Origin of the sequence: Sorangium sp. So ce327, from assembly GCF_051530205.1 — a bacterium.
GTDB classification, from domain to species: Bacteria; Myxococcota_A; Polyangia; order Polyangiales; family Polyangiaceae; genus Sorangium; species Sorangium cellulosum_B.
This window is the reverse complement of the sequence record NZ_CP150330.1, coordinates 3,586,980-3,609,503: the sequence shown is the minus strand read 5'-3', so window position 1 is coordinate 3,609,503 and position 22,524 is coordinate 3,586,980. Positions and strand designations below refer to the sequence as shown.

The window sequence follows — 22,524 nt, the reverse complement described above, 5'->3', positions numbered from 1 at the left end:
CGGCGGCGACAGCGACTCGAGCTCCGGCGCAGGAGGTTGCGAGCACGGCAAGCGCGACTGTGTCGGCGATACGCCCAGGCAGTGCGCAGATGGGGAGTGGGTTCCCCAGCGGCCTTGCAGTGGAGAGGCGCCAGTCTGTGCAAAGGGCCGATGTGTCCCATGCACCGAGGGGGAGCGCTGGTGCGCAGGCGGCAAGCCACGGAGATGCGAAGGGGGCGCGTGGGTCGAGGAGGCGCCGTGCGCGCCGCCCTTCCCGGGGCGCCGCGACGGCGTGTGCGTCCCGACGAGCTGCCAGGGCGGCGACGCGCCTGGCACGGGAGTGAGCTGCGGGCCCGACGGAGACGCGGATTGCTGCGCCGCTGACGTCGTGCCGGGAGGCACGTTCTACCGGAGCAACGATGAGAGCTATCCAGCGACCGTCAGCGACTTCAGGCTCGACAGATACGAGGTCACGGTAGGACGATTTCGTGCGTTCGTGGAGGCGCTGAAAGGGACGCGGAGGGATCCCCCGGCGCTCGGAGCCGGGGAGCGCCCAGGTGTGACCGATAGCGGGTGGCAATTCGATTGGACATCCTCGCTCACAGCAAACACCGAGCAGCTCAAAGCACAGCTAGAATGCCAGTACTACCCGACACGGACCGCCGAGCGGGGCCCCAACGAACACCGGCCGATGCATTGCGTCACGTGGTACGAGGCCTTCGCATTCTGCGCATGGGACGGGGGCTACCTGCCCACCGAGGCCGAGTGGAACTACGCCGTCGCCGGCGGTGAGGAGCAGCGGGTGTATCTTTCAAACCCCCGAGGCCGCCCAGCAAAGCGCACTACAAAATCCGCGCATCCGCTGACTGCTGCGGCATACCGCACATCTTCCGCATCACAGGGGATCTACAGGGATCGTGATCTGGTTAATTGGCTGGAATCCCGCGCCTGCCGGGTATGCATATGAGACCTCGAGAGAACCTGAAATGGCGCCCCATCCCCAGACAGTGACGCCAAATGGAAGCTCGCTCGACATCACGTGGCGCCCGTTGATGCAGTCGCCGGAGCCCTCAAAATTCCCGCTCACCAGCTGAACACGTGTATACTCGTAGTCTCCAATCGGCTCCCATCCGGAGAGCTTCCCCATGCAGTCCAGGGTCACATCTGCGAACTTGCCATCACGCTTCGACTTGGTACGCACAACATTCAAGCTTGTCTGCGGGTATGAGGGGTCCGTAAACAGAACATAATAATCCAAGAACTGAGACGGAGGAATAACATTGACCCATTCCGGATCACCCACCCGCTGAAAGTTCTCGCCTCCAGTCATGTAACCACCAAAGTAGAACGGATGCTCGCCGTTCTGACTCCGCACAACGAAGGGACCGGCTGCGCTGAATTCGACAACGTCACCGAGTTTAAGCGTGTCAGGAGCCCCCTCTGGCTTCGATGGCTCCCAGTTCAACTCTGTACCGTCGACCATGCCGACCAGGCGCCACGGAGGCGCCTCTTCGACGCCCTCCTCCCGCCCCTGATAACGCACCGCCACATACTCGCTTCCTGTCGCTCGTACTGGCGCAATCTGCTGATGCGCCGAATCGCAGTCCGCGACTTCAAGCGGAACATTCATACAGGAAGAGGCCCCAAACACACCAACGGGCTTGTCCGACGAAATGGGGCTGCCTGTAAGCTCAGCATCCTGAGAAATCTGCAAAAACTCACCCTTGTTCAGCGTATATGTTACTGGCATTCCCTTCGTAGCCGGAGCGACCACTGGATTATCGACGGGCCCTGCACCCTTGATATCTTCCCTGGGAAGGATGGTAACCGATGTATTGTCTTCGCGGGCCACGATCTCCAATGACGGCAGCCCCTCCGTATTCAAAGGAGACACCGGATAGGCATTAACGGCAACATAGTTCGTATCCCACGAGCTCGTGGGCAACAGCAGGGTCGCCGAAGTGTAGCTGGTCGGGCCTCCACCATAGGGGGCGATCTGGTACGCAACCGCGGGGTAATCCGTGGTTATATGGAAACCCGAACCGCGCCCTGTACCGGCGACGCCAGTCTCAGCCCTCATCGCAGGTTCTTTTGGGCAATCCAGCAGACCGCCGCTACTGCGTGACAAGAACAAGACAGCGACCTCGCCAACGCCAAGCCCCACATCAGGATTGTATGGCTGGTATACGATCTGGCTCCCTTGCCCCTGTGGGATGAAGGCAAAGTCCTCAACGGGCAAGGTCTCGCCGTTTCGTTGCACCGTAAGCTTTACCTCCTTTTCCCACGTATTGGCGATAACCGCCGCGAAGCAGGCTCCCTTCGCCTCCGCCCGCTGCGCGGTCTTCACCGCCCAGAAGTCGCACCCGTACGAGCTCTTCGACTGCTCCGCCGCCTCGCACGGGTTGGGCACGCACTCGGCGTTGACACACCCCTCCTCCGGCTTGCAAGTCGCCAGCGTCACCCCATTGCAGCTGAGGATCTTCTTCAGATCGTTGGAGCAGATCGGATCGCACCGCCCCCCCTCCCCGAACGTCCCCGTGCTCCCCGCCTCCCCGCCCGCGCCGCCGGTGCCGCCGCTGCTGCCGCCGGTCCCGGTGGGGCCCGAGCCGGAGCCGGTGAGCCCATGACGGTACGAGTCCGTGCACGCGGCGAACGAGCCCGTCACACCGGCTGTCGCTGCAAGTAACCCCACAATCGCGTGTCGACGGTATCTAGCCATGTTCGCCATCTCTACAGGGCTCCTTCCCCCACAAGCATCCTGAAACTTCGCGCCTTCGAGCGTAACACGGTTCGACCGCCGTGGGGAGGCCCGCGAAAGCGTTCGCATTTTTTCGGGGGCGCAGCGAGAGCGGGTTGCAGGTCCCAGGAATGCAATGGGCGACCGGCATCGCGCCATCGGCCCCTAGCGCCCGGACGGACACAGAGCCGCTGTTCAGCCAGCCGTCCTCACGCCTCTCCTGCGGGTAGGTCGAGGTGGTGCATCAGATTTGGCCACCGCGACTTCCACGTACGTCGGCCCCACTCCCGCTCAATGGTCGTCGTCGCCGTCCGACGCAGCCCCCGCCCGGCCGCTGCCGAAGACGCGGAAGAGCACGTACAGCGATGGGAACAGCAGCACGGATCCGACGCCGAGCACCCAGACAAGCAATCGCAACGTCCTCGGGTTCGCCGCCGCGCCCTCGAGCGTCACGTCCGGCACCACCAGGAACGGGTACTGCGAGGCCGCCCAGCCGAGCAGGATCAGCGTGACCTGCGCCGCCGCCGCGAAGCGCGCCAGACGGAAACGGCGGGTCCACAACGCGAAGAGCGCCGCGGTGGCCGCGAGGCCCGTCGTGACGTGGAGCGGCCACGTGATCGGATGATCGGTCAGCCCCTCTCGAATGAGCGGCGCGCCCTGGAACGACGCCGCGAACGACGCCAGCGCGAGCGCCGCCACAACGCAGCCCGCGGCGAGCGCGCGCCGCCGGAAATCGTCGACCAGCGCAGGCTCCTTCGCCTCGTTCGTCAGGTACACCGCCGCCAGGAACGCGAACAGCGCCAGCGCGAACAGCCCCACCACGAACGGAAACAGCGAGAGCCACGGCGCGAAGAAGCCGCTCGTCACCACCCCCGACACCACCCGGATCCGCCCGGACGCCACCGCGCCGACGATCATGCCGAGCAGCACAGGCGCGATCACGCTCGCGAGCGAGAAGACGAACCCCCAGCGCTTCTGCCGCCGATCGCCCCGGGAGTCGTAGCTGCGGAAGCTGAACGCCGAGCCGCGAAACACGACGCCAACGAGGAACAGCGTGAGGGGGACGTGCAGCGCGATCGAGATCGCCGCGAACGCGGGAGGAAACGCGGTGAAGAGCAGCACCACGACCAGGATGAGCCACACGTGGTTGGCCTCCCAGATCGGGCCGATGACCCGCTCGATGAGGGCGCGCTGCTCCCGCTTCCGCGGGCCGGAGGCGAGCAGATCCCACACGCCGCCGCCGAAATCGGCGCCCCCGAGCAGCGCGTACAGCACGAGCGCCGCCATCATCACCCCGCCGATGAACCACTCAGTGCGCATCGGCCTCGCCTCCCCCGGACGCGCGCGGCGCGCCGCCGCCCGTCCCCTCGAGCGGCGCGCCGCCGCCTCCCGTCACCCCGAGCGGCGCCGCGCGGAGCTGGCGCACGAGCAGGTAGACCACCACCACGCCGAGAAAGACATAGAGCGCCGTGAACGTCCAGAAAGGCGCCGCGAGGTGCGGGAACGGGGTCACCGCGTCGCGCGTGCGCATCGCGCCCCGCACGATCCACGGCTGGCGACCGAGCTCCGTCACCAGCCAGCCCGCCTCCATCGCCACGATGCCGAGCGGGCTCGCCAGGATCGCCGCCCACAGAAACGGGCGCTGATCCGGGATCCCCCTGCGGCGCCACGCGAGCACCGCCCCGACCACCGCCAGCAGCGCCATCGCGGAGCCCGCGCCCACCATCACCTGAAACGAGAGGTGCGTCGCCGTGACCGGCGGCCACTCGTCCCGGGGGACCGCATCCAGCCCGGGCACCACCGCGTCAGGATCCGCGTGCAGGAACACCGAGAGCCCCGCCGGGATCTCGATCGCGTAGTCGACCTCGCCCCGCTCCACGTCGGGCAGGCCGCCGACGAGGAGCGGCGCGCGGGCCGAGGTCTCGAAGTGCGCCTCCATCGCCGCGAGCTTGGCGGGCTGCCCCCTCCCGACCTCCACCGCCGCGTAGTGACCGACGAGCGGCTGCGCCAGCGCCGTCACCCCGGCGACCGCGAGCGTCACCGCGAACGCCTTGCGGAACAGCGGGCTCGACGGGTGCCGCAGGAGCACCAGCGCGTGGATCCCCGTCATCACGAACGCCGTCGCCTGATAACACGCGAGGATGCCGTGCAGCGTCTCGTGCTTCCACGGCGGGCTGAACATCGCCGCGACCGGGTCGATGTTCGCCGGGCGCCCGTCGACCATCGTGAACCCGGCAGGGTCGTTCATGCACGCGTTCACAAGGATCACGAAGAACGCGGACAGCGCGCCGCTCAGCGCGACCAGCGCGCCCGAGAGCAGGTGCAGCCTCGGCGAGAGCTTGCCGCGCCCGTAGAGGTAGATGCCGAGGAAGATCGCCTCCGTGAAGAACGCGAACCCCTCGAGCGAGAACGGGAGCCCTATCACCTCTCCGAACGTCCCCATGAAGCTCGGCCACAGGAGCCCGAGCTCGAACGAGAGCACCGTCCCCGACACGGCGCCCACCGCGAACAGGATCGCCGTCCCCTTCGCCATGCGCTTCGAGAACTCGAGGTAGTCTCGATCGCCCGTCCGGTGCCAGAGCGCGTCCGCGATGACCATGATCAGCGGCAGCGCCACCCCGGCGGCGGCGAAGATCATGTGAAATGCCAGCGACAGGCCCATCTGGGCCCGGGCGTAGAGGAGGCTGTTCATGAGGCCCTTTGCGGCTCCCTTCTCCCGCGCGACCGTGACCGGCGCCGTGTCCGCTCTCCTGCGGGGACGGTCCGCGCGCTCCCGCCGACCATAGGGGGGCCCGCGCCAGGGACAAATAGGGGCGAACCCGGGTAAGCTCGACGCCGATGCAGACCCTTGTCGAGCTCGTCGCGAAGAAGCGCGACGGCGGGCGGCTGTCCGAGGACGAGATCGCGCGGATCATCCGCGCCCTCAGCGACGGCGAGCTCGCCGATTACCAGATGGCCGCGCTGCTCATGGCGATCTTCTTCCGCGGCATGGACGACGCCGAGACCGTCGCGCTCACGCGCGCGATGCTCCACTCGGGCGACGTCCTCGATCTGTCCGGCGTGCCCGGTCGGAAGGTCGACAAGCACTCGACCGGCGGCGTCGGCGACAAGGTCTCGATCTGCCTCGCCCCCCTCGTCGCCGCCTGCGGCGTCCCCGTCCCGATGGTGTCCGGCCGCGGCCTCGGCCACACCGGAGGCACCCTCGACAAGCTCGAGGCGATCCCGGGGTTCGACGTCGCGCTCGACGCCGACGCGTTCGCGCGCATCGTCCGCGAGGTGGGGACGTGCATGATCGGGCAGACCGCGCGGATCGCGCCCGCGGACAAGCGCATCTACGCGCTGCGCGACGTGACCGCCACGGTCGAGTCGATCCCGCTCATCGTCGCCAGCATCCTCTCGAAGAAGCTCGCGGAGGGCATCGACGCGCTCGTGCTCGACGTCAAGGTCGGGCGCGGCGCGTTCATGAAGACCCTCGGCGACGCCCGCGCCCTCGCGACCGCGCTCGTGCGCGTCGGGACCGCGGCCGGCAAGCGCGTCTCCGCGCTGCTCACCGACATGAGCGCCCCGCTCGGGCGCACCGTCGGCAACGCCATCGAGACCCGCGAGGCCATCGAGGTGCTGCACGGCCGCGGGCCGGGCGACCTCGTCGCGTGCACGCTCGCCCTCGGCGAGGAGATGCTGATCGCCGGCGGCGCAGCGGCGAGCGCGGCCGAGGCGCGGGTGAAGCTCGAGGCAGCCATCGCGAGCGGCGCGGCGGCCGAGGTCCTCGCGCGGATGATCGCGGCGCAGAAGGGCGATCCGGCCGTGGTGCAGGACGCCGGCCGGCTGCCCAGCGCCCCCGTCGTGGTCGAGGTCGCCGCGCAGGACGAGGGGCACGTCGCCGCCGTCGATCCGCTGGAGATCGGCCTGTCGGCGGTCGCGCTCGGCGCCGGGCGGACGCGCGCCGACCAGCGCGTGGACCCCGCCGTGGGGATCGAGCTCGCCGCGGTGCGCGGCGATCGCGTGGACCGCGGCGCGCCCCTCGCCCGCATCCACGCGCGCCGGGCGGACGACGCGCGGGCCGCGGCCGATCGCGTCCGCGCCGCCTTCCGGCTCGGCCCGGCGCCCGCCGAGGCGCCCGCGCTCGTGCTGGAGCGGATCGAGGCATAGCCGCGCGCGGGCGCTCGCGGCGGCTCGCCGGCGGCGCGGGGCCCCACTAAGCTGCCGGCATGCGGACCCCGAGGCGCGATCTCACCACGCTCGGCTACCGGCGGATCATCCAGCTCCTCGTCTACCTGGTGATCATCCCCGGGGTGCTCCTGTCGGGCGTCGGCTTCCTCCTGCTCGTCCTCGGCGAGGCCCAGTACAACCTCATCATGGGGATCATCGTCCTCACGTTCTGCGGGACGCTCGCGACCGGGGTCATCCTCGTGTGGGTCTTCCTCCGGCGCGAGCGCAACCTGTCCGAGCTCCAGGCCGATTTCGTGTCCAAGGTCTCGCACGAGCTGCGCACCCCGCTCACGTCGATCCGGATGTTCACCGAGACCCTCACGCTCCGGCGCGGCGACACGATCAGCGAGGATCGCTGCATCGAGGCGCTCACCAAGGAGAGCGCCCGCCTGCAGCAGCTCATCGATCGGCTGCTCGACTGGGGGCGGATGGAGAGCGGCCGGCGCGTCTACGAGCTCTCGGAGCACCACCTCGGGGAGATCGCCGACGAGGCGATCCACGCCTTCGAGCCGACCCGCGAGAAGCGCAGCGTCGACCTCGACGTCTCCATCGACGCGAACCTCCCGCCCGTGCTCTGCGATCGCAGCGCGCTCGTCGACGCGATCGTGAACCTCCTCTCGAACGCCTACAAGTACGGCGGTCAGCCGAGGAAGATCAGCGTCTCCGCCCACGTCCTCAAGCGGTCGGCGCTGCTCACGGTCCGCGACAACGGCAAGGGCATCGCCCGCGCGGAGCACAAGCGGATCTTCGAGAAGTTCTACCGGGTCGACGATCTCCTGGCCCGGCAGCAGGAGGGCTCGGGGCTCGGGCTGTCGATCGTCAAGCATGTCATCCGGGCGCACGGCGGCAAGATCCTCGTCGACAGCGAGCCCGGGAAGGGCAGCACGTTCACCCTCGTGCTCCCGCTCCGGAGCGCGCCCAAGGCGAGCGTTGAGCGACGCCCGCAGGTCGCGGCGCCCGCGGTCGCCGCGGCGCACAACGACGCGTCGGATCACGGCGCCGACGCGAGCGCGCCGCCGTAGCGCGGCCGCCGCCGGTCAGGACATGAACATGCTAGAGGACCTCCTCAGCATGACCCGAACCCCTCAGACACCGGCGCGGACCGTCCTGCTCGTGGAGGACGACCCCAGCATCGCGATGGGTCTCGAGATGAACCTGACCGCCGAGGGCTACCGCGTCCTCGTGGCCGAGGACGGGGAGCGCGGGCTCGCGCTGGCCCGCGGCGGCGGCGTCGATCTCATCATCATCGACGTCATGCTCCCCCGGCTGAACGGCTTCGAGCTGCTCCGCATGCTCCGGAACGAGCGGCGCACCCTGCCGGTGATCATGCTGTCCGCGCGCGGCGCCGAGATGGACAAGGTGATGGGCCTCGAGCTCGGCGCCGAGGACTACATCACGAAGCCGTTCAGCCTGGCCGAGCTGCTCGCGCGCGTGAAGGCCGTGCTCCGGCGCGACGCGATCGCGCGCGCCGACGGGGCGCAGCTGCGCGCCGGCGACATCGTGATCAACGCGGCGACGCGCGAGGTCCGCCGCGGCGACGCGCTGATCGAGCTCACGGCGACCGAGTTCGACGTGCTGCTCTGCCTCGCCGAGGCGGGCGGCAGGGTCCTGTCGAGGGAGCAGATCCAGGCCAAGGTCTGGGGCCCGACGCACCACGGGACCCCGCGCACCATCGACAATTTCATCCTCCAGCTCCGCAACAAGCTGGAAGAGAACGCGACGACGCCGCGCCACCTGCTGACGGTGCGCGGTGTCGGCTATCGCTTCGTCCCCTAGAGCGGCGGTCACCCGCTTCGGATACGGGCCCACCTCGACGTTTTCGGTGCTCAGCGCACCGGAGTGCGCTTGCGCGCCGAAAACGCCGATCTGGGCCCGTCTCCTGTGCGGGAGACCGTCGCTCTGTTCGGCTTGTGGGCGGAAACCGCTGTAAGGCGGCGCCGCGCTGCGGACGGGACGGCCGAGCCCGCGGCGGTCGGAGGGGGAGCGCCCCGTCAGGGCGCCTGACAGAACTTGTTGATGTTGTCGACGAGGGGATCTTCCTGCTTGATCGCCTTCTCGATCGACGCCTGGGCGGCGTTGCTCTTCTCCGCGTCGTTGGCGTCCGCCGCGGTCGCGAGATCGCGCGCCGCCTTGGCGACGTCCTTCGCCATGGCCTGGTATTCGCCCGAGAACTTCTGCAGCTCCGGGGTGGTCAGCTTCACCTGCGCCGCGTCGGCCGCCACCTTGTCCATCGCGTCGGCCATCGCCTTCAGCTCGCTCGACCCGCCCTGGTCGGTGCCGGCCTTGGTGCCTTTCTCGATGCTCTGAACGCCCTTGTTGATGACCTCGATGAGCGCGTTGCACTCCGAGACCTTGTTCTGGCCGCAGCCGCCAGCGCCGGCGACGAGCCCGAGCGCTGCGACGAGCGCTGCGAGGGTGACCTGGGTGCGCATTCTGCTGTGTCTCCTCATGTGGTGAGCGAGGCCGGTCCGCCCATCCCTAAACGCCAAGGCATGAACCCACATTTTGCGGGTACGTTTCAACATGGAATCGGCGATCCGCGTCCACGGCCGCCGCGTGGGTCAGGACCGCACCCGCCAGTTCCCCTGGAAAGTTCGGCCGATGTCGTCGGCTGTCGGATCGGTGATGATGAGCTCCGGCCGGCCGCCTTGCGCGAACACGATCGTGTTCTGCCGGAAGACGCGGCCGAAGGCGATCGCCTCGTCCCGGTCCATGCCGTGGACGAGCCACGCCGGCTCGCGCCAGATGCCCTCCGGCTCCGCCTCGGAGCCGACGCACGGCTCCACCCGGTAACAGCCGAGGATCAGGAGATCGCGGAGGACGTGGTGGCGCTGATCGTTGACCCGGCGCGGGATGAGCATCGAGCGCGGGTTGTAGGCGGTGAGCACCGCGAACTTGCGGGTCAGGAGCTCGGGAAGCCCGGCCTGATCCTGGACGATCTCGCCGTCCAGCGAGACGCGCAGCGTCCCCGCCGGGGTGGGGAACTCGTAGATGGTCGAGAAATACGACCGGAGGAGCGTCTGATCCATCGTGCAGCGGTGGTGTGAGGGGGCCGCGGCGCTCGGCGCACCGGGTGCGTCGCCTTGCAGAGGGGCCCGTGGCGTGAGCGCCCGGGCCGCCGGGCGCGACGGCGCAGGGTTACCAGAGACGCGCGGCTCTGGCTACTCGCCGGCGCGCTCGTCGTCAGACCGCCGCCAGACCACGCCAGACCGGCGCGCGCTTCCCCTGCCCCGCCCGGTGCGCTAAGCGTTCCGCGCGATCGACCGGCCTGCCCGCGCGCACCGCGCCGGCGGCCCTGACCCCCTGCGCCCGATGCCACGATGATCGAGGTCGAGCACCTCTCCAAGTCCTACGGCCCCCACCAGGCGGTGAGCGACCTCTCGTTCCAGGTGAGCCAGGGGGAGATCGTCGGGTTCCTCGGGCCGAACGGCGCAGGCAAGAGCACGACCCTCCGCATCCTCGCGGGGTTCCTCGGCGCGACGTCCGGCCGGGTGCGGATCGCCGGCCACGACATCACGGAGGAGCCGATGCGCGCGCGCGCCTCGCTCGGGTACATGCCCGAGACCTCGCCGCTCTACCCGGAGATGCGCGTCTCGGAGTACCTCGCGTTCCGCGCCGAGCTGAAGCTCGTGCCGCGGCGCGCCCGCGGCGAGGCCGTCGCGCGCGCCCTCCGCGACGCGCGCGTCGAGGACGTCGCGAGCGTCCTGATCGGCCACCTCTCGAAGGGCTACCGCCAGCGGGTCGGCCTCGCGGACGCGCTCGTCGGCGACCCGCCGCTGCTCATCCTGGACGAGCCGACGGCGGGCCTCGATCCGAACCAGATCCGCGAGGTGCGCGCGCTCGTGCGCCGGCTCGGCCCGGGCCGCACGGTGCTCCTCTCGACGCACATCCTCTCCGAGGTCGAGGCGACGTGCACGCGGGCGCTCGTGATCGCCCGCGGGAGCCTCGTGGCCGAGGGCTCGATCGACGAGATCCGCGCGATGCGCCGGTCGTCCGGCGCGCGCGTCGTCGTGCGCGGGGCGGCGGACGCGGCGCTCGCGGTGGCGCGCGGCGCGGCGCAGGTCCGCTCGGCCGAGGCGGAGGACGCCGGCGAAGCGGCGCGGCTCACGGTCGAGTTCGACGCCGGCGCCGACGCGGGCGAGGCCGCCGAGCGCCTCGTCGCCGCGCTGGTCGCCGCGGGCCTCGGGGTGCGCGAGCTCGTCCCCTGGGCCCCTTCGCTGGAGCAGGTCTTCTCCGAGCTGACCGCGGCCGACGACGCCGGCGCGCGGGGCGGCGCCGGAGAGCCGGCCGAGCCCGGGGCGGGCGGCGGCGAGGCGCCTCGGCCGGCGGCCGGCAGCCGGAAGAAGAAGGGCAGCGCGGCCCGGCGCGGCGAGGGCGGCGCGGGGAAGGAGCGGCGGTGAGGGGCTTCTGGCCGATCTTCAAGCGGGAGCTCTTCTCGCTCTTCGTGACGCCGCTCGCGTGGGTGCTGATCACCACGTTCCTGCTGGTGCAGGGCGTGCACTTTTTCCTGATCGCGACGCAGTTCGCCGGCGAGGTGGAGCTCTCCGCCGACACGGGCCCGGTGCAGGTCTTCTTCGGCCAGACGATCCTGATCTACCTGCCGCTGCTCTTCGTCTGCCCGCTGCTCACGATGCGGCTCTTCGCGGAGGAGCGCAGGAGCGGCACCATCGAGGCGCTCCTGACGGCGCCGGTCGGCTCCGCCGGCGTCGTGCTGGCGAAGTACGCCGCGGCCCTCGTGACGTACGTCGCGATGTGGGCGCCGACGGTGCTCTACGTCGTCCTCATCGGCAGGACCGGCGAGCTCGACTGGCGGGTCGTGGGGTCGAGCTACCTCGCCGTCTTCGCGGTCGGCGCCGGCTACCTCGCGATCGGGACGATGACCAGCGCGCTCACGAAGAGCCAGCTCATGGCCGCGGTGCTCAGCACGATGGCGGTGATGGGCATGTTCATCCTCGGCATCGGCGAGTTCATCTTCCCGGACGGCCCCGCCCACGACCTCTGCGCCTACGTCTCGGTGTGGACGCAGATGAACGACTTCTCCCGCGGGATCGTCGATCTGCGCCGCCTCGTGTTCGACGGGACGGTGGTCGCGCTGCCGCTGTTCGTGACCGTGCGCGCGGTCGACGCGTGGAGGTGGGGCTGATGTCCGGAGAGCGGCCCGCGCAAGCCGGGGCTCCGCCGCCGGGCACCTCGCTCGGCGAGAAGCTCTCGACGAGCGTCGGGATCATCGCGGCGATGGTGCTCGCGGTGCTCGTCAACTTGCTCGTCGCCCGCCACTACAGGCGCTGGGACTGGACGCAGGGCGGCCTGTACACGCTGAGCGACGCGACCGTCTCGACGCTGCGCTCGATCGAGGAGCCGATCCGCGTCTACGTCCTGCTCTCGGAGGGCGACCCCCTGACGCTCTCGGTGCGGCACCTGCTCGACGCGTACCGGGCCGAGAACCCGCGGATCGAGGTCGAGGTGACCGATCCCGACCGGCGCCCGGCGGAGTTCCTGGCGGTGCAGCAGCGCTACGGCGTCGTCGCGGGCAAGACGGACGACGGGCGCATCGTCACGGACGCGGCGATCATCGTCGCGCGCGGCGATCGGCCCCATTTCCTGACGGCGAGCGACCTGGTCGAGGTCGAGGACGAGGACGACCTGCGGTCGCGCCCGCGGCTCGAGCAGGCGCTCACCGGCGCGCTCCGGAGCGTCCTGCGCAGCGAGCGGCCGCTGATCTGCTTCGCGGCCGGGCACGGCGAGAAGTCGATCGAGGCCGGCGGCGCCGGCGGGCTCGCGGCGCTGAAGGACCGGCTCAACAAGAACAACTACGAGGTCGTGGCGCTCGGCGGCGGCCGGGGCGCGGATGGCCACGGCCACGACGACGAGGAGGAGGCTTTCGCCGCGCCGCCGGAGCCCGCGCCGGAGGTCGATCTCGACCGCTGCCGGGTGCTCGTCCTCGCCGGGCCGAGCCGGCCGGTGCCGGCGAGCGACGTGGCCCGCTACCGCGCGTTCATCGAGAAGGGCGGCAGCGCGCTGATCGCGCTCGGGCCCGTGCCGGACGAGAGCGATCAGCGGTACGTGGACCTCGGGCTCTCGGGCCTGCTGGCCGTGGCGGGGGTCGAGCTCCGGTCGGACTTCGTGTTCGAGCTCGACCCGAAGCTCCGGTCGACGCAGGGCTTCGGCGAGACCTTCGCGCCGATCGTCAGGCCGCACCCGATCACCGAGGGGCTCATCAAGGCGGCCGATCTCGGGCTCGGCCCGGTGCTCACGGTGGCGAGCTCGCTCGCGCCCACGGCGAGCGGGCCGGTGGTCCCGGCGCCCCTGCTCGTGACGAGCGACCAGGCCTTCGGCATGGTCGATTTCTTCAGCTGGGCCCGGGATCCGTCCGAGCCGAAGCCGCGCGACGGCGACCACCCGGGTCCGCTCACGATCGCCTGCGCCTCGGAGCTGCCGAAGCCCGCGGGGTCCAGCGCCGCGCACGGGCCGCGCGTCGTGGTGGTCGGCTCGCCCGGTGTGCTCTACGGCGCGAACTGGCAGAGCCCCGAGCTCCGCGGGACAGCCGTGCTCGTCGAGAGCGCGCTGTCCTGGCTCGCGGCGAGCCCGCCCATGCTCGACATCCCGGACAAGCCGGCGTTCACGGCGGGCCTGCGGATCAGCGAGGACTCGCTCGCCGGGATCTTCCGCTACGTCATCGTGTACATGCCGCTCGCCGCGGCCCTCCTCGGCCTCGCCGTGTACCTGGCGCGGCGCGGCTCCGAGCGCCGCCCCGGCGACAAGGGGGGCCCCGGCGCGCCGGCCGGACGCGGCGCGCGCGGCGCGTCGGCTGAGGCCGAGGCCGAGCGCGAAGGATCGCCGTGATGCGGCCGCTGCGCCGGCACGCGACGACGCTGCTCCTGGTCGCGCTCGCCGCCGCGGCGGCCGTCGCGCTGCTCGTCCTCGACCGGGGCTCGGTGTCCACCGACGAGGCCGAGCGCCGCAGGAGGCACCTGATCGAGGCGTGGCGGCCCGACGAGATCACCGAGCTCACCGTGACGATGGCCGCGCCCGGCGCGCCGCAGACCGCGCGGCTCACCCGCGGCGAGGTCGACGACGCCGGCCAGCGCCCCTGGAACGTCGAGATCGACGGGCAGCGCTACCCGGCCGACGAGCCCACGGTCGACCAGCTCCTCGGCACGCTGGAGTTCGCGACCGCGGAGCGGCGCGTCTCCGCGGAGGCGAGCGACCCGGCCGCCCTCGGCCTGGCCTCGCCCAGGCTGTCGATCGCGCTCGCGATGGGCCCGCGCCGCGAGCGCCTGCTGCTCGGCGGCGGCGCCCCGACGCCGCCCGGCGCGGTCTACGCCGAGGTCGCGGGCCGAGGCGTCTTCGTCATCACGAAGCAGCTCGCCTCGGCCCTCGACGTGGCGCCGGATCGCTTCCGCTCGCGGAGCTTCGTCCCCTACGCCACCGCGGATCTCTCGGGCCTCACGCTCGACGGCGACGGCGGATCGCGGCGGTTCTCGCGCGCCCCCTGGGGCGGCGGCCGCGGGGCCGGCTTCCGCTTCGCGGAGGGCTCGCCCGAGGGCAGCGGCGTCCGGGTCAGCGCGCCGGCGCTCGACCTCGTGCTCTCGGCGCTCGGCCGCATGCAGGCCGAGGCGTTCCTCTCCGAGGCGGAAGCGCGGCAGGCCGCGTCCTCCGGCGGCCCCCGGGTCACGCTGACGCTGGAGCCGAGCGATCCCGCGGCGAAGCGCGGCGTGATCGACGTGGGCGGCGCCTGCCCGGGCCGGCCCGACCACGTCGTCGCGGCGCGGCGCGAGCCCACGCGCGCGGCCGCCTGCGTGCCCGCGAGCGTGCTCGATCCGCTCTCCGAGGAGGCGTCGCGCTTCGTCGATCTCGCGCTCGTCGCCGCGCCGCTCGACGAGGTCGTCGAGGTGAAGCTCGCCGCCGGCGAGCGTTCGCTGGAGCTCGCGCGCGCCGGCACCGAGTGGCACCTGCGGGCCCCGCAGGACCGGCCTGTCCCGACGGAGACGGGCCGCGCCCTGGTCCAGGCGATCCTCGACGTCCGCGCGACGCGCCTCCTGCCCGGGGCGAGCGATCTCGCGGCGCTCGGCCTCGCCTCGCCTCGGGCCACCCTCCGCGTCGTCTCGACGCCGCCGGGCGCGGTCGCCGAGGGCGAGCCGCAGGAGCGGATCGAGACGCTCGAGATCGGCGCCGAGCAGGCCGGCGTGGTGCACGTCCGGCGGCTCGAGGACGGCGCGATCGCCGAGATCCCTGCCCTGGCCGCCGGCGCGCTCCTCCCTTCCGAGGTGTCGCTGCGCTCCATGAAGGTGTTCGATTTCACCCCCGATCGGGTCAGCGCGCTGCGGATCGAGCGCCCCGGCCTGGTCCAGCGGCTCCGCCGGACGGGCGAGGGCGCCTGGCGGCTCGTCGAGCCGACCGGCGAGGGCCTCGCGGCCGACAGCGGGCTGGCGGACGAGCTCGCCGAGCTGCTCGCCGGCCTCCAGGCCGAGCGCTGGATCGCCGAGGATGCTGGCCAGAGCTACGGGCTCGGCGCGCCCCGGCTCGTGGTCGAGGCCGAGCTCGACCCCGCGCCGGAGCCCGGCGGCGGAAGCACCGGCGCGGCGACGCGCGCGGCCCGGGTGGCGCTCGGCGCGCGCAGCGGCGCGGGCTCCTTCGCGCGCGCCGGGGACGGCGCTGCGGTGTTCGTCGCGCCGCCGGCGCTGGAGGCCGCGGCCGGTCGCCTGCTGCTCCGCCGCGACGTCTTCCTCGTCCCGCCGCACGAGATCGCGCGGGTGACGCTGGCCCCTCGGGGCGCGAAGCCGGTCGTGATCGAGCGCTCGCCGGAGGGCTTCACGATCGCGGGAGCGGCCGATCAGGCGAGCGCCGCCGCGCTGGCCGCGAGCGTCCGGGACGCGCTGGCCGATCTCCGGGCCGAGGGCGCCGTCGCGCTGGGCGAGCCGGAGCGGCGCCATGGCCTCGGCCCGCCGCGCCTCCGGGTCAGCGTCGAGCTTTCCCGGCCGCAGGCCGCCCCGGCGGAGGAAAGCGACGCGGTCCCGCCGCGGGCGCCGGCGGGGTCGTTCACGATCGCGATCGGCGCGGGCGACGCCTTCCGCGGCACGAACGTCGTCTACGCCCGGCGCGACGGCGTGCGCGCGGTCTACGCCATCGCGCAGTCGCGGGTGCGACCGCTCCTCGAGGCGGCGGGCATCGCGGGCGACTGAGCGGTCCGCCGCCCGATCGAACGGACTATTTCGTTCTGATGGCTCACCTGTGCTAGGCGACGTGCTGGACATGGCGAAGGCGGACATGGCGAAGAGGCAGCGCCCGCTGACGGTCGACATCCCCCGTCCCGGCGATGAGCAGCCGGTCTGGTCGCGGGTGGGGGTGATCGCGCTGGTGGGGTTTGTCGTCGGCGTCGCGTGGCCCAAGCTCGCCGGCGTCCGCATCGGCCCGACCGTGCCTTCCGACGTCAAGGCGACGGCCGAGGCCACGGCGGCGCCGGCGTCCCCTCCCCCCGCGGCAGCGGCGCCCGGGACCGCGGAGCCCGAGGCCAAGCCTCCCGAGGCCGCCGCGAAGAACCAGCAGCAGGTCGTGGTCGGCCCCGGCAGGATCACGCGCTGCTCCGACAAGAAGAACAAGAAGGTCGAGGACTGCGGAGAGCTCCAGTTCGATCCGATCGCGCTGCCCCGGCTGAAGGAGCTCGCCCAGTGTCCGGCGGCGCTCGGCGTGGACGGCAAGCTCCCGATCGGCTTCGAGCTCAACTTCGAGAAGAAGGAGGTCCAGGTCGTCAAGGGGAAGAAGACGAGCCTGCCGGCCTCGACGGTCAGCGGCATTCTCCAGTGCGCAGCGCGGGAGTTCTCGAACGTGTCCCTCGAGGAAGTCCCGCACAAGTACCGCCGGTACTCCCTCGTTTACACTGCCACCTTCTATCCCCCTGGCGCGCAGGCCGACTCCGCGAAGGCAGAGGCCGGCGGCGGCGAACAGGAGCAGGCCGCCGGCACGACCACGAGCGAGACCGCGGTGAGCGGCCTGGCCACGGTGAGCTGGGATACTGCGCTCGTCCGCGGCGCGCCCAAGGAGGGTGATGTGGTGATGCGGCTGGTGCGTGGCACTCGGGTCAAGCTCGTTGGCCGGCAGAACGATTGGTACAAGATCGAGCACCGCGGCAAGACGGGGTGGATGTACCGCGGCGCCATCGGCCTGTAACCGGGGGCAGCGAGCGTCAGCCTGACGGGAGACACGCAGGCGGCTTCAGGCGCGGATTCCAGGGCCGCGCCCGAGCGAGGGCGCGTCGGTTCGCGTAGAATGGTTGGGGCCGATGACGCGCAAGTTCTCGCTCCCCCTGCTCCACCTGGCCCGCGCCGACCGCGCGACGGCGCCTGCGTCGGCCACGCCCACGGTGGACGCGGTGCGTGAGCGCCTCGGCGGGCGCGCGTCGACCGAGCCCGGCGTGGGCGAGCTGGTCCTGCTGACCACCGCCACGGGCAAGGCGCTCCCCGGCGTGGTCCTGTACAGGGGCGGCACCACCGTCGATGTGTGGATTGACACCACCACAACGGCATCATCCACCCCGGACGAAGCGCGAGGCCTGGACCTCGCGAACGCCGTGACCCGCCGGGGCGTGGTTCACCGAGCGCGCCCTGCCGACCTCGCGCCGTTGCGCGTCGCTGCGCCCGAGTCGCTGATCGCCATCGCGGCCGACGCGCGCGTCTTCGCGGCCCTGAGCGAGGGCCAGCGCATCCGGTTTCAAGACGGCGGCGATCTCGCCGAAGGCACGCTGGTCGAGAAGTGCCGCTTCGGCGGCCTGGTGCGGCGCGACGACGGCACCCTCCTCGGCGTCGGCTTCCGCCGGCTCTGGCCGGCGCGGTCCGAAGGAGCGAAGCGGGGCCAGCGGAACTGAGAGGGAGGCGGTATCGCACACTGGCCAGCTCCCTGGCGCACGTGCGGCTTGTGCCTCCTCCGCGGACGCGATAAGAGGGCCACCGTCATCGTAGCTCGCGCGCTGCGCGTCCAGCTCGGAGGATACCCCTTGAAGCTCGCCCCCTCGTTCACGATCGCCCTCGCGCTCGCCATGCTTCCGGGCTGTGGTGCTTCGCTGTCCGGCCTGTGCGAGGACAAGTGCGATTGCACTGGCTCGTGCAGCGACAGAGACCAGGTGGAGTGCGTGGACGCCCTCGAGGACGCCGAGAGATCCGCGGAGTACGACGGCTGCGAGGACCAGTTCGACGAGGCCATCTCCTGCATCGACGATGAGTTCAGGTGCGACGGCAACGACGTCGCCATCGCCGGGTGCAACACGGTGATAGAGAACCTGCGCAAATGCGCCGGGCTGCCGGTGTCCGGCGCCCTCGTGGGCCAGTTCTTCCTCTGATCGACGGCCGGCGCCGAGCCTGTCGCGCGCGCCCGCGTGGCTGCTCTGCGCCCCTCGTGACAGGGCACCTCCCGCGAGGCGCGCTCGCGGCGCTCGCGTATGCGTCGCGGCAGGCCTCGCGCGGCGCCTGCCGTCCCATCTTCCTGCGAGCTGCTCCCGCGCGCGGAGGGCCTTTCCGGTCGCCAGGGTTCGGTCGAAGCAGCGCCTGGCGCGCGCCGAGAGGGCGAGATCGCTTATTCGCCGAGGTGGGTGCGGACCTTCGTGAGCAGCGTATTGCTGTCGAAAGGCTTGATGAGGTAGTCGGTACACCCGTTCGCGAAGCCGATCTTGATGCTCGTCTGATCGCTCCTCGTCGTCATCATGATGATCGGCACGGTCTTCGTCGCATCGAACGCGCGGAGCCACCTGCAGGCCTGGAAGCCGTCCATCGCCGGCATGACGACGTCCATCAGGATGAGATCGGGGCGCTCCGCAATCGCCTTCGCGATGGCCTCCTTGCCGTTGCGCGCGATGATGATGTCGTAGTCGTCCACGCCGAGCGTCAGCTGCTGTGACAGCAGCGAAGTCAGCGAGTCGTCGACGACGAGGATCTTCTTCTTTCGAGCGGTCTCGCTGGCCTGGCTACTTGGCGCTGACGGCCGGCTCCGCGGCGCCGAGTCGGAAGCGGAGGCCGTTTCCGGAGAGCTCTTTCGCGAGGAGTCGACACGACGATCGGCCATGAGGGAGCCTCCATGAGGAGGCGCCGTTCCCTGGGGCGCCTCCGGAGTGTTCAGGTTGCAACGAGTGATCCCCCCGTCACCTTATCAGGATCGCTACCGCACCGGAACCAAGTTCCACTGTCACCCGATGTGGCCAAACCCGCGAAAGTACTCCTGAACAGACCGCTGCGCGCTCACCCGCAGCGAGCTGCCGAGGCCAGCTGGCGAGAGGAGGAGTTCAACGCAATCCTTCGAACCCACGACAAGCGGCTGCGCCGTGCGGAACGGCTGCTCACGCTAGCGTGTAAGGACGACGACGGCGGCGTTTGCTCGCCGGTCCAAGCAAAAGAACGGTAGTGCCCAGGGACGGAATCGAACCGCCCACACGAGGATTTTCAATCCTCTGCTCTACCAACTGAGCTACCTGGGCTTGCTGCGGGCCCCGCGCTTACGCTGGAAGCGTCGGTCACGGGCGGGCTACGTTACGCGGATGTGGCTGAATGTCAAGGAATTCTTCGGCGCTCCGCCGCGCTCCTCGCGGGCCGGGCCCCCCGCCTGCGGCGGGCGCGGAGCGATCACCCGGCCGCGTCGTCGGGCGCGCTGTGCTGGTCGCGTTCGTGCCAGGGCGCGGAGCGATCGAGCAGCCGGAAGGCGGCCGCGAGCCACGAGGCGCGCAGGTAGGCCGCGGCGGCGAGCGCCGCGAGCTGCGCGGCGAACGCGGCCGCGACGCGCGGGCCGGTGCTGACCCCGGCGAGATGCATGCCCCACGCCCCGCCGGCGAGCGCGACGACCGCGAGGGCGCCCCGGGACGCACAGGCCCAGACGGCCGCGAGCGGAGCGCCACGCAGCGCGTCGAGCCCTCTGGAGACGGCGGTGTAGAAGCCCCGCTGCTCACCGACCACGGCGACCCGCGCGAGATCGTGGAGCAGGGCGATGGCCGCGACCGGTACCAGCGCGACAACGGCGACGGCGATCGCCGCAAGGTCGCGGCCGCGCGGCAGGATCGGGAGCTCCGCGCAGAGCTTCGTCCCGGGGAGCAGGACGAGCGCCGCAGCGGCGACCTGCGCCGCGAGCGCGACGCCCCAGAGCAGCGCGAGCGGGCCCAGGGCGCGCGCCGCGCGGCCTCCCAGGTCCTGCGCGGAGAGCGATCCCTTCTGGCTCAGCGCGGCGAGGAGCACCGCGAGCGGGAGCAGCCCGAGCGCGGCGGCCAGCAGGGTTCCCAGGCCGAGCTGCGTGGCGAGGGCAGCGGCGGCGTGCGTCGAGAGACGCGCGAGCTCGCTGAGCATCAGGCCGCCGGGATCGAAGAGGATCGCGTCGCCGCGCGGGTATCCGCCGACGATCTGGGCCACGAAGACGGACAGCGGCGCCGCGACCACGAGCGAGGCGAGCGCCCGGTAGCCGAAGTACAGCGCGACCGCCGCTGGCCGCTCGTGCGCGGCGGGGCGCCCCGCCGCGCGCCGCGCGCGCCCTGGCTCGGCCACCGCGGCCCCCTGCGAGCCCGCATCGCTCGCGCCCCGCTCCGCCGGCGCGCTCATGGCCCGAGGAGCGTGAGCGCGAGCCCCACGGCGAAGCTCGCGCGCGAGAGCACGCCGGGCGCGAGGAGGTCGGGGCGCGATCGGCGCGCGTTGTTCGCGAGGTCCTCGTCGAGCAGCACCCGGTGGTCGGGGTCGATCACCACCGCGGCGAGCGGAGAGGCGCCGGCGTAAGGGATCGCGGCGGTGCTCTCGCGCGCATCCCACCGCGCCCGCTGCACGCTCCCGTCCTCGCCGTGCAGCGCGACGTCGACGGGGAGCACGAGCGAGCCGCGGCGCCGCACGACGGCGCGGCCGCGGTAGCCCGCCGCCTCGATCCCGGCCTCGGCCGGCGCGGGCGCCGCGCCGTCCGCGGGCCATGCGTCGAACGCCTCGACGGTGTAGTCGACCCACGCGCGCTCGAAGAGCCCGGCTCGGAGCGCCTCGGCCGCCTCGTCGCCCACCTCCCGCCGCACCGCGTCGAGCAGCGCCTCGGGGCCAGGGTGCCGGAACCGGTTCTCGCGCGCGTAGCGGCCGACGGCTCGCCGCACGAGGTCCTCGCCGTACACACCGGCGAGGGTCGCGAGGAGCACCGCGGGCCTCCCGTACACGAGCCCGAGGTAGTCTTTCCCGTCGACGAAGGCCGCGGCCGGCTGGGCGACGGCGCCGTTGTGGCCCGACGTGAGCGCGTCGGCGCGGTACTGCGGGTGGAGGTCGATCTCGAGCCCGAGCAGGCGCGCCCACGAGCCGTCGCCGTAGCGCGCGCGCAGCGCGTCCGCTTCCGCGTAGGTGGTGAGGCCCTCGTCGAGGAACGGGTAGCGGTGCTCGTTCGTCGCGACGAGGCCGTAGAACCACTGGTGCGCGAGCTCGTGCACCGTGACCGCCTCGACGAAGCGCACGCCCACGGCGGGCCAGAGCCAGCTGCCGCCGGTCGTGATGAGCGTCGGATACTCCATGCCGCCCGCCTCCTCGGCGCCCTCCGGCGGGTGCACGATCGTGAGCGTGCCGTACGGGTAGCGGCCGAACGCCGCGCCGAAGCGCTCGAGGCCGAACCGGACCAGGTCGATCTCCAGCGCCGCCTCGCGCTCGCTCCCCTCGGGGAAGAGGCACCGGATCGCGACGCCGTCGCCGGTCGTGGCGCGCAGCTCGCGGAAGCGGTCCCACGCGGCGAAGGCGAAGTCGTGCACGTCCTCCTGCACGAACCGGCGGATCGCTCGCCCGTCGGCCCGTCGCTCCTCCACGAGCCGGCCGGTCGCCCCGACCACGAAGCGCTCGGGGACGTCGACCGTCACGTCGTACGCCCCGAAGTCGGCGTAGAACTCCGAGAGCCGGTGGTAAGGAAAGTGCGCCCAGCGCCCGTCGGGCTCGAGGCGGGCGATCTTCGGGAACCACTGCCCCACCATGTGGAAGCTCCCGTGGTGACCCGTCCTGAGCGCGAGCGACGGGAGGTCCGCGTCCCACGCGAGATCGATCGTGATCGCCTCGCCCGGCGCCACGGCCCGCGGCAGCTCCACCCGGATGTCGGTCTCGTCGTCGGGATCGCCGGGCGTCGTGGGCTTGCCGCGGGGCCAGACGTCCGCGCCGTCCATCTCGCGAACCGCGAAGCGGGTCACCTGGATATGCCCGTAATCATAGAGCATTTCTCCACCGCGGAAGCCGTCGATGGACGAGCGGAGGAACACGGTGCGCGGGTCCTTGAAGGCGTTCAGGTAGAGGTGGACGAACAGCTCGCGCTGCGGCTCGCGCGACGCGTTCCGCCAGACCAGCGTGCCCTCGCCGTGCATCGTGTGCTGCGCCGGATCGAGGCGCGTGCGCAGCGTGTAGCTCGCGATCGGATCGGCGTGGGCCGCGAGCTCGGCGTCCGGCGGAGGCGCGGGCGCCGGAGCTGCCAGCGCCGGCGCGGCGCTCGCGCCGGAGGGAGCGGCCGGCGACCGCCGCGCCGGAGCGTCGGGCTCGATCGGCTGGACCGTCGAGAGGAGCGACGCGCCCATGCGGCCGGCGAGCAGCGCGAGGAGGAGACCGACAGCGGCCTGGAGAGCCGTGCGCACCGGTGCAACC

At 71.7% G+C, this 22,524-nt stretch carries 19 protein-coding genes and 1 tRNA gene; 11 read left to right on the top strand and 9 right to left on the bottom strand.

All coding sequences use genetic code 11. The features are described from left to right. The first annotated feature begins 271 nt into the window (after window positions 1–271). Entirely contained in the window at window positions 272–946 is a 675-nt protein-coding gene (locus WME95_RS13725) for a formylglycine-generating enzyme family protein (protein ID WP_437908844.1), read from the top strand. On the opposite strand, the gene WME95_RS13720 is transcribed toward WME95_RS13725, so the two are convergent. From WME95_RS13720 to WME95_RS13710, 3 genes are all read right to left on the bottom strand, one after another. After that, window positions 875–2,707: an IgGFc-binding protein gene (locus WME95_RS13720; RefSeq protein ID WP_437908843.1), complete on the bottom strand. Its 1,833-nt coding sequence runs from the start codon at window positions 2,705–2,707 to the stop codon at window positions 875–877. The two genes, WME95_RS13725 and WME95_RS13720, sit on opposite strands and share 72 nt — an antisense overlap. Before the next feature lie 300 nt (window positions 2,708–3,007). Then, window positions 3,008–4,036, bottom strand: coding sequence for a cytochrome d ubiquinol oxidase subunit II (locus WME95_RS13715; RefSeq protein ID WP_437908842.1), 1,029 nt, complete (start codon window positions 4,034–4,036; stop codon window positions 3,008–3,010). Further along, window positions 4,026–5,408 carry a cytochrome ubiquinol oxidase subunit I gene (locus WME95_RS13710; protein WP_437908840.1) on the bottom strand — a complete coding sequence of 461 codons (1,383 nt, stop codon included), beginning with the start codon at window positions 5,406–5,408 and terminating at the stop codon, window positions 4,026–4,028. Before WME95_RS13710 ends, WME95_RS13715 begins: the two co-directional genes overlap by 11 nt. Before the next feature lie 146 nt (window positions 5,409–5,554). Between WME95_RS13710 and WME95_RS13705 the strand changes: the two genes are divergently transcribed. The 3 genes from WME95_RS13705 to WME95_RS13695 are packed head-to-tail and all read left to right on the top strand — an operon-like array spanning window position 5,555 to window position 8,701. Then, on the top strand, window positions 5,555–6,865 hold the full coding sequence (locus tag WME95_RS13705; protein WP_437908839.1) for a thymidine phosphorylase: 1,311 nt from the start codon (window positions 5,555–5,557) through the stop codon (window positions 6,863–6,865). A 59-nt stretch (window positions 6,866–6,924) separates the two neighbouring features. Beyond that, window positions 6,925–7,947: a sensor histidine kinase gene (locus tag WME95_RS13700; protein WP_437908838.1), complete on the top strand. Its 1,023-nt coding sequence runs from the start codon at window positions 6,925–6,927 to the stop codon at window positions 7,945–7,947. A gap of 49 nt (window positions 7,948–7,996) precedes the next feature. Next, complete coding sequence (locus WME95_RS13695; protein WP_437552268.1) at window positions 7,997–8,701, top strand: response regulator transcription factor; 705 nt, start codon at window positions 7,997–7,999, stop codon at window positions 8,699–8,701. A gap of 215 nt (window positions 8,702–8,916) precedes the next feature. On the opposite strand, the gene WME95_RS13690 is transcribed toward WME95_RS13695, so the two are convergent. Further along, entirely contained in the window at window positions 8,917–9,357 is a 441-nt protein-coding gene (locus tag WME95_RS13690; protein ID WP_437299476.1) for a hypothetical protein, read from the bottom strand. A 129-nt stretch (window positions 9,358–9,486) separates the two neighbouring features. After that, window positions 9,487–9,954, bottom strand: a complete 468-nt coding sequence (locus WME95_RS13685) for a DUF3293 domain-containing protein (RefSeq protein WP_012235064.1) — start codon at window positions 9,952–9,954, stop codon at window positions 9,487–9,489. A gap of 291 nt (window positions 9,955–10,245) precedes the next feature. On the opposite strand from WME95_RS13685, the gene WME95_RS13680 reads away from it, so the two are divergent. The 7 genes from WME95_RS13680 to WME95_RS13650 all read left to right on the top strand — a co-directional run bounded on the left by WME95_RS13680 (window position 10,246) and on the right by WME95_RS13650 (window position 18,257). Beyond that, the gene (locus WME95_RS13680) at window positions 10,246–11,325 is read left to right on the top strand and encodes an ABC transporter ATP-binding protein (RefSeq protein ID WP_437908837.1); all 1,080 of its coding nucleotides are present in this window, start codon (window positions 10,246–10,248) and stop codon (window positions 11,323–11,325) included. After that, window positions 11,322–12,068 carry an ABC transporter permease gene (locus tag WME95_RS13675; protein ID WP_437908836.1) on the top strand — a complete coding sequence of 249 codons (747 nt, stop codon included), beginning with the start codon at window positions 11,322–11,324 and terminating at the stop codon, window positions 12,066–12,068. Before WME95_RS13680 ends, WME95_RS13675 begins: the two co-directional genes overlap by 4 nt. Continuing rightward, on the top strand, window positions 12,068–13,768 hold the full coding sequence (locus tag WME95_RS13670; protein ID WP_437908835.1) for a GldG family protein: 1,701 nt from the start codon (window positions 12,068–12,070) through the stop codon (window positions 13,766–13,768). The genes WME95_RS13675 and WME95_RS13670 overlap by 1 nt, the downstream gene beginning before the upstream one ends. Then, window positions 13,768–16,107: a DUF4340 domain-containing protein gene (locus WME95_RS13665; RefSeq protein ID WP_437908834.1), complete on the top strand. Its 2,340-nt coding sequence runs from the start codon at window positions 13,768–13,770 to the stop codon at window positions 16,105–16,107. Before WME95_RS13670 ends, WME95_RS13665 begins: the two co-directional genes overlap by 1 nt. Before the next feature lie 70 nt (window positions 16,108–16,177). Beyond that, a complete protein-coding gene (locus WME95_RS13660) occupies window positions 16,178–17,092 on the top strand; it encodes an SH3 domain-containing protein (RefSeq protein WP_437908833.1) in 915 nt (304 codons plus the stop codon). A 112-nt stretch (window positions 17,093–17,204) separates the two neighbouring features. Continuing rightward, window positions 17,205–17,786: a hypothetical protein gene (locus WME95_RS13655; protein ID WP_437552262.1), complete on the top strand. Its 582-nt coding sequence runs from the start codon at window positions 17,205–17,207 to the stop codon at window positions 17,784–17,786. A 129-nt stretch (window positions 17,787–17,915) separates the two neighbouring features. Then, window positions 17,916–18,257 (top strand): hypothetical protein, encoded by a 342-nt coding sequence (locus tag WME95_RS13650; protein WP_437552261.1) that lies wholly within the window; start codon window positions 17,916–17,918, stop codon window positions 18,255–18,257. Between the two features lie 233 nt (window positions 18,258–18,490). Here WME95_RS13650 and WME95_RS13645 read toward each other — a convergent pair whose 3' ends face one another. From WME95_RS13645 to WME95_RS13630, 4 genes are all read right to left on the bottom strand, one after another. Then, window positions 18,491–18,976: a response regulator gene (locus tag WME95_RS13645; RefSeq protein WP_437552260.1), complete on the bottom strand. Its 486-nt coding sequence runs from the start codon at window positions 18,974–18,976 to the stop codon at window positions 18,491–18,493. Window positions 18,977–19,312: 336 nt separating this feature from the next. Continuing rightward, window positions 19,313–19,385 (bottom strand) — tRNA-Phe (locus tag WME95_RS13640). Between the two features lie 145 nt (window positions 19,386–19,530). Further along, on the bottom strand, window positions 19,531–20,490 hold the full coding sequence (locus WME95_RS13635; protein ID WP_437908832.1) for a hypothetical protein: 960 nt from the start codon (window positions 20,488–20,490) through the stop codon (window positions 19,531–19,533). Then, window positions 20,487–22,514, bottom strand: a complete 2,028-nt coding sequence (locus WME95_RS13630; protein ID WP_437908830.1) for a M1 family metallopeptidase — start codon at window positions 22,512–22,514, stop codon at window positions 20,487–20,489. The genes WME95_RS13635 and WME95_RS13630 overlap by 4 nt, the downstream gene beginning before the upstream one ends. Between the last annotated feature and the right edge of the window lie 10 nt (window positions 22,515–22,524).